Genomic DNA, 12,520 nt, shown 5'->3' with positions numbered 1-12,520 from the left:
CTTTGCTCCCTATTTTAACATAAGAGTGCCCTGTCTGAAATTATTTATTGAAATTTGTCTGAAAAAACTCAATATTTATTCTTTTGCTGAGTGGCTTTTAGCCAATGCTTCTGCCATTTGATCTTCTGTCCAAACTTCGATTCCTAATTCTTGTGCTTTGGTTAGCTTGCTGCCAGCATCTTCTCCTGCTACCACGATATCTGTTTTTTTCGATACGCTACCAGTCACTTTCCCGCCAAGATTTTCAATCGTCTCTTTTGCTTCTTCACGAGTCAATCGTGTTAGTTTACCAGTAAGGACCACTGTTTTTTCTTTAAAAGGCGACTCGACTTCTTGCAATTGGGTACTTCGAAGCCCTTTGTATTCGAAATTGACGCCTGCTTGTTTTAATTCATTCATCAATTCATGGACTTCTTCGTTACTAAAATAAGTGACTACACTGTCGGCAATGATATCACCGATCGTATCAAGCGCAATGATCGACTCATAGTCGCTTCTACTCAATGTCTCTAGATCACCAAAATGTTCTGCTAAAATTTTTGCTGCTTTCGCTCCGACATGTCGGATTCCTAACCCGAAAATCAACCGCTCGACCGAATTATCTTTGCTGTTGTCAATTGCTGTCAAAATATTATTTGCTGATTTTTCTTTTATTTTGTCCAACGTCAATAACTCTTCTTCTGTCAATTTATAAAGATCAGCAACATCTGCGACTAGTTTTTTGTCATACATCTGTTCAAGCACACGTGGACCCAACCCGTCGATATTCATCGCATTTCTTGAGACAAAGTGGTTCAAGCCTTCTTTCATTTGAGCAGGGCATTTAGGATTGATGCACCGTAACGCTACTTCTTCATCCAAATGGACAAGTTCACTTCCACAAACTGGGCAATGTGTAGGTAATTGGTATTCTTCGCTGTCTTTAGGTCGTTTATCCAACACGACTTGCGAAACTTCTGGAATGATATCTCCCGCTTTATAAATCAGAACTGTATCTTTCAAGCGGATATCCTTCAACTTGATATAATCCCCATTATGCAGACTGGCACGGCTTACTGTCGTTCCTGCTACTCGGACCGGCGTCATGATAGCCGTTGGCGTCACTACCCCCGTTCGTCCGACTGTCCATTCGATGTTTTCGATCAGTGTTTCAACTTCTTCTGGTGGAAACTTATAAGCTGTTGCCCATCGTGGTGCTTTGACAGTAAAGCCAAGTTGATCTTGCAGCGAGAACTCATTCACTTTGATGACGATCCCATCAATCTCATAGGGCAAATCTACACGTTTATCATGATATTCCTCAATGTATGCCCATACTTCGTCAATCGAATGACATAGACGTTTTTCCCGATTCGTGTGGAATCCTATTTTTTCTAGTTCTTCTAGCGCATCATACTGTGTTTTTGCTTCCATAGGACCGAAATCAGCTACTGTGTATAAAAAAGTATCCAGATTTCTTTTCGCTGTGATTTTAGAATCTAACTGACGCAAGGAACCGGCTGCGGCATTCCGAGGATTCGCGAAGATATCTTTTCCCTCTGCTTCTCTGTCTTGATTCAATTGAACAAATGAACGTTTTGGCATGAAACATTCGCCTCTTACTTCGATGTTCATCGGTTCTTTTAATTTGATTGGGACCGATCGGACAGTCTTTAGGTTTTCAGTGATGTTTTCTCCTACAGTCCCATCCCCACGAGTCGCTCCTCTAACGAAATTTCCATCTTCATAACGCAAAGAGACAGAAAGACCATCTATTTTTAGTTCGCAGCAATAGTCGACTACACGTCCCACTGCTTTTTGTACACGTTGATCAAAAGCTATCAGCTCTTCTTTGCTGAAAACGTCGTTCAAACTATAAAGCGGAATATCATGAGTGACTTTTTCAAACCCTTCTAATACTTTTCCGCCTACTCGTTGAGTGGGAGAATCAGACGTGATCAAATCAGGATATTGTTCTTCGATTGCTACTAATTCTGCGTATTCTTTATCATAAACATAATCTTCCACTGTTGGTTTATCTTCTACGTAGTATTCGCGAGACCATTGGTTCAATCTTGTACGAAGTTCTTCTGCTCGTTTAGCAGCTTCGTCAATCGTCATTTCATGTTCCATCATTTACCCTCCACTACTAAGCTTTTTCAATTGGCGCAAAGGCAGCCAAAAGACGTTTTACTCCTTGACTTGGGAAAGCCACATCTAGTTCTAGATCCTTCGACGTCCCACTTACTCGGACGACTGTTCCTAGTCCCCATTTTTTGTGTTTGACTTTATCTCCAGGTTTCCAGCTGTTCTTTTCCCCTCCAGTGGCACTTTTAGAGGAAACAACCGCTGTCTCTGGCTGTTTATAGCTATATGCTGTTTTTTTAGCGAATACAGGTGTTTTTTTAGGCGTAGGAAGCATGCCCTCGATTTCTAGCAATTCTTGATCGATTTCTTCTACAAAACGAGAAGGGCGGTTATATTGCGTCCGTCCATATAATGTTCTGGAGAAAGCATTGGTTAAATACAACGCTTCTTCTGCTCGCGTGATCCCCACATAAGCGAGGCGACGTTCTTCTTCCAGTTCGCTTTCTTCCATCAATGCTCGAGATAAAGGAAAAACACCTTCTTCTAGACCAATCAGGAATACAACTGGGAATTCTAATCCTTTGGCTGCATGCAACGTCATCAATGTCACTTGCGAAGCGTCTTCTTCTAAATTGTCAATGTCAGAAACAAGTGCCAGATCGTTCAAGAAGACCGTTAGTTTTTCTTCTGGTGCATCAGCATCTTCTTCGTTTTGCTGTTCGAATTGCTTATCGAATTCTTGTGTGACCGTTAAAAATTCCTCCAAGTTTTCGATGCGCGCTTGTGCTTCTAATGTATTTTGGATTTTTAAATCTTCCAGGTATCCGCTACGATCCAAAACCTCTTTCGTCAATTCTGTCACTGTCAAGTATGGGATCATCTGCGTGACTTCTTGGATCATCTCTCCAAATGCACCTAATTGCTGGCCTGCTTTTCCACCGATATTTGCCAGTTCCACATTTTGGGCTGCTTCAAGCAGTGGCCATTCATGGAGAGAAGCAAAACTGCGTAGTTTTTCGATAGATCCTGGTCCGATGCCTCGTTTGGGCGAATTAACGATACGCTCAAAACTGATTGAGTCTTGAGGATTTGCCAGCACATTTAAATACGCTAAAATATCTTTGATTTCTTTACGATCGTAGAATTTGTGCCCTCCGACCATTTTATAAGGAATATTTGCTTTCAACAGGGTTTCTTCCATTACACGAGATTGTGCGTTCGTCCGGTACAAAATGGCAAAGTCGCCGTAATTCCGATGATTGCTTCGAATCTCTTCTTGCATCCGGTCTACGATAAAGCGGGTTTCGTCTCGTTCATTATCTGCACGATAATAAGTAATCTTGTTTCCTTCTTTGTTTTCTGTCCACAAGTTTTTTGGTTTTCGATTGCTATTGTTTTCAATGACTTGGTTTGCCGCGCTAAGAATGTTTTTTGTGGAGCGATAGTTTTGTTCCAGCAAAATCACTGCAGCATCTGGATAATCTTTTTCAAAATCCAAGATGTTCTGCATATCTGCACCGCGCCAGCCGTAGATACTTTGATCTGCATCTCCCACTACGCATAGATTTCTAAATCTACCTGCCAATAAATTGACCAACGTATACTGTGCGTGGTTTGTATCTTGATACTCATCTACATGAATATAATGGAATTTGTTTTGATAATATGTGAGTGAATCAGGATGTTCTTCAAATAACCGGATCGTATTCATGATCAGGTCGTCAAAGTCCATACATTGATTGTATTGAAGCTCTTTTTGATAAGCAGCGTAACATTTTGCCGCAATCTCTTCGTAATAACTGCCTTGCATTTTTGCAAAATCCTGAGGGGTCTGCAAGCTATTTTTTGCTTGGGAGATTGTTCCTAATATGCTGCGAGGATCATATTTTTTCGGGTCAATGTTCAGTTCTTTCAGTATCCGTTTCATCAAGGTCAGCTGTTCAGAAGAGTCGATGATCGTAAAGTTCCGGTTATACCCGATAAAATCAACATCTCTTCTTAAAATACGCACACACATTGAGTGAAAAGTCGATACCCAGACATCTTCGCCTCCAGATGCGAGAATCGCATTGACACGTTCTTTCATTTCTTTTGCAGCTTTATTGGTAAAAGTAATCGCTAGGATGTTCCAAGGATTGACTTCTTTTTCCTCAATCAAATAAGCAATGCGATGCGTCAACACTCTCGTCTTTCCACTTCCCGCACCTGCCATCAGCAATAATGGTCCGTCAGTGTGAAGAACAGCTTCTTTCTGACGGGGGTTCATCCCGTTTAATAATTCAGCTTTGGATGACATTAACAACATCCTTTCTTTTATCAATCTTGTTAATTATAGCATTTTCTTGGCTTTCATTAAACTAGCTAATTCAAAATCATTTGTTTCTTTTTATGGATTTCTCCTTGTCAATTCGTTGATTTCGCGCTAAATTAAAAGAAAGTGAGGCGTTTGAATGGAAAAAAAAGGAAAAATCAAGAAATTAGATAAAACTCAGATATATTTTATTCTAAAAGGAATATTCGTTGGACTACTGACAGGAATCGTGGTTAGCCTGTTTCGTTTATCGATCGAAAAGTTAGGCGATTTTGTTCGAAGTATCTATGAAATAAGTCGGGAACAGCCGATTTACTTAGTTGGTATGGCCATTTGCTGCATCCTTGCAGCATTTTTTGTGGGTTATCTGGTCAAAAATGAACCGGATATCAAAGGAAGCGGGATTCCACAAGTAGAAGGACAGCTTCGAGGGGAATTATCAATGAACTGGTTCTCTGTTTTATGGAAAAAGTTCATTGGTGGTGTACTTTCAGTTGGCGCAGGGCTTTTTCTAGGTCGAGAAGGCCCTTCTATCCAGCTTGGCGCAGCTATCGGACAAGGAGCTGGACAATTGTTTCGGAGTCCATCTTCAGAAGAAAAGATTTTGATTTCTAGCGGAGCAAGTAGCGGACTTGCAGCAGCATTCAATGCTCCTATCGCAGGATTACTCTTTGTTTTAGAAGAAATCCATCACTCCTTCTCTCCTCTTGTTTGGCTGACATCTTTTGCTTCGGCCATCACGGCTAACTTTGTCTCTCTTTATTTTTTTGGCTTAAGACCAGTTTTATATCTAGGCGATCTTCCTTCTTTGCCGTTGAAATATTATGGTTCTTTGGTGGTATTAGGCGTACTTCTAGGCGTCTTAGGTTTTATTTATCAAAAGGTCCTGCTGGCATTGCCAAAATTTTACAACCGATTGCCTTTACCTGCTTATTTTCATGGATTCGTTCCTTTCTTGCTGATTTTGCCGATTGGTTATTTATGGCCTAGTACGCTAGGCGGAGGCAATCAAATCGTTTTAGCTTTTGGACATGCTTCATTGCCAATCATTATGATTATCGGTTTGTTTGTTCTTCGATTCGTTTTTTCCATGATTTCTTATGGTGGTGGTCTTCCAGGAGGGATTTTCCTTCCGATATTGACATTGGGTGCTTTAATCGGTAGCTTTTATGGAAACATCATGGTTGATTTCGGGATGGATCCAATCTACATCAAGGATTTCGTCGTGATTGCCATGGCTGGTTATTTCACAGCAATTGGGAAAGCACCGCTGACAGCAATTATTTTAGTGACAGAAATGGTTGGCTCTCTCAATCATCTGATGCCTTTAGGGTTGGCTGCTCTTGTTGCTTATATCGTCAATGATCTTCTCGGAGGGAATCCGATCTACGAATCATTGTTGGAACGTTTACTTGGAAATAATCAGACCGCCGCTCTTAAAGGCGCAAGGACAACTTTTGATTTTCCAGTAACGGCAGAGAGTTCTTTAGACGGATTAATGGTACGAGACTTCAATTGGCCTAAAAATATGCTGCTAATCTCTATACGCAGAGGAAATCAGGAAATCTTGACTCACGGTGATACGATCATGAATGTAGGAGATATTTTGGTAATCTTGACTGATGAAGCAAACTTGCCAAGAATCAAGCAAGAAATCGAGGCTAAATCTTCTATCACAAATTTGAAGCAATCATTTTAACGAACCGAGAAGAACTATTTTATGGCACAACAACTATTCATCTATACTACTTGACTCTACAAAAAAAGAAGAGGCTGGATTTCCCCAGTCTCTTCTTTTTTATTTCTATGCTTCTGCTACTGCAGGAGCTTTTCTCAATAAACCATAAATCACACCAGAGACGACTGCTCCAATAGCAATAAAAACCAAATACATAATTGGATGACTCAGTAAAAATACAACAAAAATTCCGCCATGAGGAGCCAGTAATTTGATTCCGAAAGCACCGACTAATCCGCCAGTTAAAGCTGAACCAATAATAAAACTTGGAATGGCACGAATCGGGTCAGCTGCTGCAAATGGAATCGATCCTTCCGTGACAAACGAAAGTCCCATCACGATGTTCGTCAAACCAGCATCTTGATCTGTTTTGCTGAATTTATTTTTGAACAAACGTGTAGCAACGAAAATCGCCAATGGAGGAACCATTCCTCCAGCCATAACAGAAGCCATCACAACACTTCCGCCAGTGGCAACAGTCGTAGCTAAAGTTGCTGTACCAAATACATAAGCGGCTTTGTTGATTGGACCGCCTAAATCTGCCGCCATCATTCCAGCTAATAATGCACCAAGTAAAGCAGCATTCGAACCACTCATACTTGTCAAGAAACCGTTCAATGCATCATTGATTGCTTTCATAGGGACATTGACCAGCAACATCAAGAAACCAGTAATCAGTAAGCCAAACACTGGATAAAAGAGGATCGTTTTGATTCCATCCAATGATTTTGGTAAGTTCTTGAATAATTTACGTAAAAATACGATGACATAACCAGCCAAGAATCCACCAATCAGTGCGCCTAAGAATCCTGCGCCACCTGTATTAGCTAATGCACCAGCAGCAAATCCAACAATCAAACCAGGGCGGTCGCCGATACTTGAAGCAATAAATCCAGCTAATACCGGTAACATGAACCCAAATGCAGCTTGTCCGATTTGGTTGAACCAGCTAGCAACTTGATTGTAGTTCCCCAGATTCGATAACTGGTCATGCGGCACGCCAATAAATTGGTCAATCATGAAAGAAAGAGCAATAGCGATTCCTCCACCAATAACGAATGGTAACATGTGTGATACGCCATTCATCAAATCTTTATAGATTCTTTGTCCGACAGTACCATCCGCGTTTCCTTCTTCTGAACTATTTTCTTTTCCGTCACCATGGAATACTGGTGCAGTACCACTAAGGGCTAGATTGATCAACTCTTCTGGTTTACGGATACCATCACTGACTGGACGATTGATCAATTCTTTTCCGTCAAAACGGTTCATCTCTACTTTTTTGTCTGCTGCAACGATCACGCCTTCTGCACGAGCGATGTCTTCAGCAGTCAATCGGTTTTTGATTCCTTCTGAACCGTTCGTTTCGACTTTGATCTCCACTCCCATTTCTTTCGCTTTTTTCTTCAAAGCATCTTCTGCCATGTAAGTATGAGCGATTCCTGTTGGGCAAGCTGTAACTGCAACAACGAATTTTCTTTCTGGATGAGCAGAAGCGTCTGCAGCTTGTGTTTCTTGTTCTGCTTTTTCTTCTGCTTCTTTTTGCTCTTCAGCTGTTTGGAACAAGTCTTGGACTTCTTCTGGTGTATTTGCTTCTTTTAATTTTCCTACGAAATCTGCATCAATCAGCAATCGAGATAGTGCTGCTAATGCTTGCAAGTGTGTGTCGTTCGCGCCCTCTGGAGCTGCGATCATGAAAAACAGATAAGTTGGCTGTCCGTCTAATGCTTCATAATCTACTCCTTTTTGGCTTTTTGCAAATAAAACTGTTGCTTCTTTGACTGCACTATTTTTCGCGTGAGGCATAGCGATTCCGTCACCAAGACCTGTAGAGGTTTGTGCTTCACGAGCTAGAATTCCTTCTTTATATGTGTCGATATCGGAAATCCGGCCGGCATCAAACATTTTTTGGACCATTTCATCGATCGCGCTTTTTTTATCAGTCGCTTGCAAATCCATGATCATTGCTTCTTTGACCATTAAATCCTTGATATTCATGATTATCCTCCTTGAAACTAATCAATTTTTGTGATTTCAACTTCTGGCAATAACTCATCAATCAGTTCGCGAGCTGCCAGGTCATCAGAAAAAGCCGTTGCGCTTCCACAAGCAACTCCCCATTTAAAGGCTTCGATCGGATCTTTTGTCCGACTGTAAGCACCAATAAAACCGGCGATCATTGAATCCCCTGCACCTACTGAATTTTTCAATGGGCGAACCAATACATTCGTTTTATAAGTTCCTTGTTCTGTAAAGAGCAAAGCGCCGTCTCCAGCCATTGAGATCAGCACATTCTGTGCCCCTTCAGCTAGTAATTTTTTCCCATACGGAATGATTTCTTCTACAGATTGGAAGGTTGTATTGTAAAGCTCAGCTAATTCGTGATTGTTCGGCTTGATCAACAACGGTTTCTTAACAAGTGCATTTTTTAGATCATCACCTGTTGTATCGATTACGAAATCTGCACCTTTTTCTCGAATGATATCAACCAGTTCTTGATAAAATCCTTTTCGTAGGCTGGCTGGCGCGCTTCCTGACAATACGACGATATCTCCTTGTTCTACTGTCCCTAGCGCTTGCTTCAATTCATTGATTTCTTCATCTGAAATAGCTGGACCTAAACCGTTAATTTCAGTTTCAGTATCTGATTTTAGTTTGATATTGATTCTTGTATCTTCTTGCACGTGTGTGAACAAAGATTTGATTTGTTCTTTTTCAAGCCACTTCGAAATAAATTCGCCAGTGAATCCTCCTAAAAACCCTAGTGCTGTAGACTGAGAATCGATCCGTTTCAAAATACGGGAAACATTGATCCCTTTTCCTCCAGGCAATTTGAAGTCTTCTTTCATCCGGTTCAAATCACCTAGTTTTAACCCATCTACGCGTACAATATAATCAATTGATGGATTAAGTGTTACTGTGTAAATCATTGTATTGCCTCCTTAATTGTTGTCTTTTCACGAAATTCATTGATGAATTCTAATGGACAACGCTCGGTTATGATCGTGGCTGCTTCCAAAGGTGCAACAGAGGTGAAAGACAACTGGTTGAATTTAGTATGATCAATCAATACAAAGGTCTCTTCAGAATTTTTCATGGCTAAACGTTTAACAGCTGCTTCTTCTGGATCCGGAGTCGTGAATCCTTGTTCGATATGTGCACCGTTCATTCCCATAAACGCTTTATTGAAATGAAAATGTTTTAGTTGTTCTATTGCATTAGATCCTAAAACAGCATTGGTTGACAGCTTGATCGTTCCACCTAAAATAATCGTAGCAAGCTCCAAATCGACTAAATTTGCCGCATGTTGAACGGAATTTGTCACCACTGTGATTTGTTTTCCTTGTAAAAAAGGAATCATTTCTAAAGTAGTAGAGCCAGCATCTAAATAGATGACATCTTCGTCATTAATGGTTTCAGCTGCCAATTTGGCGATCTGCTGTTTTTCATGAACGTTTTTGAGTGATTTTTCACTCATATTCTGCTCAAAATTCAATAATTGCTCTTTCTTAGCGCCTCCATGGACTCTTTCTAGAAACCCACTATTCTCCAACTCTTGCAAATCACGCCTTATCGTTGATTCTGAAGCATTCAAAAGGTTTACAAGGTCTTGTGATTTCACGATTTTCTGCTGTTCAAGCAAGTCTAGGATTTTTTGTCTGCGTTCCTCTGTAAGCATTTTCACGATCACCTCAATACAAATAATAGCATATTTTTTTTAGGCTCGCAATACAAATCAGTCAAAAACGTTCACAAAAATTATAAATCAGTCAAAAAAATAAAAACCAGTCTTTTTTTGACTGGTTCCCTACTTTATTTGACTATTATCAAACTGTTTTATCGTTTGTTATTTTCGCTTCTTGTTTTTTTCATATAAACAGAAGCAGGTTTTCTTTCCTTATGAAGAAGGTAATAATAAAGTCCCATCCCACCAAACATGACCAAGAAACCGATGACTGATCGAATAGGAAAATTAGGAACAAAAAAGAGACAGACGGATAATAATGATGCTGGAACCATTATTCGATAATAAAGTTGTTTATCCATTTTCTTCACCTCATATTTTTTGTAAAGTAATCAATTGTTCTAATTCGCGATAATCTAAAAATAGCACACGCAGATGCTTCTCGCCTTTCTTGACATCAAATTGGACACTTCGCCGTTTTTTCTTTATTCGTTTGAAGGCAATATCAGAGAGTCTGTGTTTGATTTCCTTTAACGGTAAATCCGGAAGTGCTTCAGAAGGAACATAGATTCTTAATGATAAAAGATAATCTTGATATTTCTCATCTGTTACCTCTATTTCTAGATATTCCCTGATGTAATAACAATATGCTTCGATTCCATTGTCCAAAGCAACAGTCGGATCGATGATCTTATAGCACATCATGCGCGCGCGATTCTCGTCAACCCAAGGAAAATACGCCTGAGCATTTAGTGTTCCGCGGACACGTCTTTCTTTATAATTTCCTCCTTGAATATCATAAATTTTCGTTACAAAGAACGAGGCATTTTTTTTGGGAACAGGTTGCATCTGCGTATTTTGATACTGGACAGATTGAATCGTATGATCAGTATAAATGTATTCAACAAATGGTGGTTTCAGCAATCCCACGCCGTTATCCCAAGCAAGGTGGTCAAACCCAAGCTGGTCTCTAAAATAGGATTGGAATAGCTGATTGTTTGTTTTTTGCCAATTGAATGGGTCTCGATAAAGCTGGATATATATGACTTCGTTATCTAATTCTTTCACTTTTTCTACTTGTTGTGTATCGAGAAAAATCGGTTTGGGGATGATTTGATGGTAATAGTGACTGTAATACATTTCCCAGCATGAGGTAAAACATAAGCCTTGATAAAAAAGATCGTAGCCTGGAAATTGATTGCAATCCACAACTACGTCGCCGTTTTGTTGTTTCATTTTAGGTAAACGCTCGATTTCATCCATCGTCTCAAACAGCAGCCGCTGGGGAATCTGTTTTGTATTGTGATAGATAAACTCGCTATAAGCTCTCATATAAGCAAATACACCATGGGCAATCATTTTTTTCTGAATGAAATCTCGAATCAAAAACTGGTTTTCTTTGAAAACAGAGATAGCCAATACATTTTTTATCAACAATTGATTGCCTTCCAAACGAAAACTACACTCGTTCTCGTCATTCCCTACAACTAACCAGCTTTCGTCTCTTACCGATGCGAGCATTATTTTTTCTTGCAGTTTCTTAAGATCATACGGCTCCGCTTGTTGAGTGAAAGAGCGGATAAATGTTGGCTGGATCAACAGACGTGTCAAAACGGCCCAATCGCTTATTTCCTGTTTTTTTTCTTCCTCATTTAAGTCTGTGAGCTGGATAGTCATTAATAATTTATCTTCACCAATCATTTTCTCACCTCTTTCAAATCTTTTTATAATTTAATTATAACGAATGATAAAGAAAAACTAAAACTTTTTGTCTTAGAAACCAATTTTAGGTATTACATGGTAAACTAAGTAAAAAGGAACAAAGAGGTGTTCGCAATGGGATTGAAATTTGAACGTACAGATAATTTAGATAAACTTTTCGAATCATTTGCTGTCGATCCGGAAAAAACAGTTGCGCCAAAAGAAGAAATCGATCGGTTTCTAAAACCGCAGCCACAAAACGAAAAGAAAAAAGACAAGAAACAAAAGTAAGATAAGTTCTGCAAAAAAAAGACTTACCAGCCAAACTTTTATGGAAGAGTTTGGCTGGTAAGTCTTTTTTTCTTTTTATGATTCGATTGCTTGTTCGATTGCTGCCCATGCTTCTTCTTTTCCTTGTTTTGTAACGGAAGAAAAAAGAATAAATGTGTCATTACGATCAAAATCCAATGCTTTTTTGATCTCGCTTTCGTGCTTGTTCCATTTACCGCGAGGAATCTTATCTGCCTTAGTAGCAACAACGATCACAGGGATATCATAATACTTCAAAAATTGATACATCTGGATATCTTCTTGAGAAGGCTTATGGCGCAGATCTACTAAAGAAACGACCGCACGTAGTTGTTCTCTAGTCGTTAAATATGTCTCGATCATCTTCCCCCATTTTGCTCGTTCAGTTTTGGATACTTTTGCATACCCGTATCCTGGAACATCGACAAAATGCAACGCATTCTCGATCAAATAAAAATTCAAGGTCTGGGTCTTTCCAGGCTTACCGGAAGTACGCGCTAAATTCTTTCGATCAATCAATGTGTTGATAAAAGAAGATTTCCCTACATTTGATCGCCCTGCCAGAGCTATTTCCGGTAATTGTGTCTCTGGATATTGTTTTGGTGCCACTGCACTTATGATGATTTCAGCTTGATGGACTTTCATGGTCTCTCTCCTTAAAAAGGTGATGAATAAAGCAAGCGGCTGTCGTAAAAGCCAAAATGACTTT

10 protein-coding genes are annotated in these 12,520 nt (G+C 39.8%); 2 read left to right on the top strand and 8 right to left on the bottom strand.

The window, feature by feature from the left end; all coding sequences use genetic code 11:
* Positions 1–75: 75 nt before the first annotated feature.
* Positions 76–2,112 carry an NAD-dependent DNA ligase LigA gene (gene ligA, locus IGJ53_RS06405; RefSeq protein WP_002306506.1) on the bottom strand — a complete coding sequence of 679 codons (2,037 nt, stop codon included), beginning with the start codon at positions 2,110–2,112 and terminating at the stop codon, positions 76–78.
* A 16-nt stretch (positions 2,113–2,128) separates the two neighbouring features.
* Positions 2,129–4,363, bottom strand: coding sequence for a DNA helicase PcrA (gene pcrA, locus IGJ53_RS06400; RefSeq protein WP_259741600.1), 2,235 nt, complete (start codon positions 4,361–4,363; stop codon positions 2,129–2,131).
* Positions 4,364–4,517: 154 nt separating this feature from the next.
* Between pcrA and IGJ53_RS06395 the strand changes: the two genes are divergently transcribed.
* The gene (locus tag IGJ53_RS06395) at positions 4,518–6,077 is read left to right on the top strand and encodes a ClC family H(+)/Cl(-) exchange transporter (RefSeq protein WP_002400269.1); all 1,560 of its coding nucleotides are present in this window, start codon (positions 4,518–4,520) and stop codon (positions 6,075–6,077) included.
* 105 nt (positions 6,078–6,182) lie between these two features.
* Here the strand turns inward: IGJ53_RS06395 and IGJ53_RS06390 are convergent, their stop codons facing one another.
* From IGJ53_RS06390 to IGJ53_RS06370, 5 genes are all read right to left on the bottom strand, one after another.
* Positions 6,183–8,114 carry a PTS fructose transporter subunit IIABC gene (locus IGJ53_RS06390; RefSeq protein WP_010732456.1) on the bottom strand — a complete coding sequence of 644 codons (1,932 nt, stop codon included), beginning with the start codon at positions 8,112–8,114 and terminating at the stop codon, positions 6,183–6,185.
* A 17-nt stretch (positions 8,115–8,131) separates the two neighbouring features.
* The gene (gene pfkB, locus IGJ53_RS06385; protein WP_259741599.1) at positions 8,132–9,046 is read right to left on the bottom strand and encodes a 1-phosphofructokinase; all 915 of its coding nucleotides are present in this window, start codon (positions 9,044–9,046) and stop codon (positions 8,132–8,134) included.
* A complete protein-coding gene (locus tag IGJ53_RS06380) occupies positions 9,043–9,795 on the bottom strand; it encodes a DeoR/GlpR family DNA-binding transcription regulator (protein WP_259741604.1) in 753 nt (250 codons plus the stop codon). Before IGJ53_RS06380 ends, pfkB begins: the two co-directional genes overlap by 4 nt.
* A gap of 158 nt (positions 9,796–9,953) precedes the next feature.
* Positions 9,954–10,163 carry a hypothetical protein gene (locus tag IGJ53_RS06375; RefSeq protein ID WP_002314851.1) on the bottom strand — a complete coding sequence of 70 codons (210 nt, stop codon included), beginning with the start codon at positions 10,161–10,163 and terminating at the stop codon, positions 9,954–9,956.
* 10 nt (positions 10,164–10,173) lie between these two features.
* On the bottom strand, positions 10,174–11,502 hold the full coding sequence (locus IGJ53_RS06370) for a hypothetical protein (protein WP_259741598.1): 1,329 nt from the start codon (positions 11,500–11,502) through the stop codon (positions 10,174–10,176).
* Between the two features lie 135 nt (positions 11,503–11,637).
* On the opposite strand from IGJ53_RS06370, the gene IGJ53_RS06365 reads away from it, so the two are divergent.
* Entirely contained in the window at positions 11,638–11,793 is a 156-nt protein-coding gene (locus IGJ53_RS06365; RefSeq protein WP_002288488.1) for an SPJ_0845 family protein, read from the top strand.
* A gap of 75 nt (positions 11,794–11,868) precedes the next feature.
* Here IGJ53_RS06365 and yihA read toward each other — a convergent pair whose 3' ends face one another.
* Positions 11,869–12,456: a ribosome biogenesis GTP-binding protein YihA/YsxC gene (yihA, locus tag IGJ53_RS06360; RefSeq protein WP_002297545.1), complete on the bottom strand. Its 588-nt coding sequence runs from the start codon at positions 12,454–12,456 to the stop codon at positions 11,869–11,871.
* Positions 12,457–12,520 lie beyond the last annotated feature (64 nt).

The organism is Enterococcus sp. DIV1283b, from assembly GCF_051710965.1.
Classification (GTDB): domain Bacteria; phylum Bacillota; class Bacilli; order Lactobacillales; family Enterococcaceae; genus Enterococcus_B; species Enterococcus_B lactis.
Note: the sequence above shows the minus strand (reverse complement) of the source record. Positions and strands in the feature narration are given on the sequence as shown.

What these genes read in the sequence shown, in the direction of transcription:
- IGJ53_RS06370 (WP_259741598.1), bottom strand. Translation starts at nt 11,502, where the DNA reads ATGATTGGTGAAGATAAATTATTAATGACTATCCAGCTCACAGACTTA.
- IGJ53_RS06375 (WP_002314851.1), bottom strand. Translation starts at nt 10,163, where the DNA reads ATGGATAAACAACTTTATTATCGAATAATGGTTCCAGCATCATTATTA.
- IGJ53_RS06365 (WP_002288488.1), top strand. Translation starts at nt 11,638, where the DNA reads ATGGGATTGAAATTTGAACGTACAGATAATTTAGATAAACTTTTCGAA.
- pcrA (WP_259741600.1), bottom strand. Translation starts at nt 4,363, where the DNA reads ATGTCATCCAAAGCTGAATTATTAAACGGGATGAACCCCCGTCAGAAA.
- IGJ53_RS06380 (WP_259741604.1), bottom strand. Translation starts at nt 9,795, where the DNA reads ATGCTTACAGAGGAACGCAGACAAAAAATCCTAGACTTGCTTGAACAG.
- yihA (WP_002297545.1), bottom strand. Translation starts at nt 12,456, where the DNA reads ATGAAAGTCCATCAAGCTGAAATCATCATAAGTGCAGTGGCACCAAAA.
- IGJ53_RS06390 (WP_010732456.1), bottom strand. Translation starts at nt 8,114, where the DNA reads ATGAATATCAAGGATTTAATGGTCAAAGAAGCAATGATCATGGATTTG.
- ligA (WP_002306506.1), bottom strand. Translation starts at nt 2,112, where the DNA reads ATGGAACATGAAATGACGATTGACGAAGCTGCTAAACGAGCAGAAGAA.
- IGJ53_RS06395 (WP_002400269.1), top strand. Translation starts at nt 4,518, where the DNA reads ATGGAAAAAAAAGGAAAAATCAAGAAATTAGATAAAACTCAGATATAT.
- pfkB (WP_259741599.1), bottom strand. Translation starts at nt 9,046, where the DNA reads ATGATTTACACAGTAACACTTAATCCATCAATTGATTATATTGTACGC.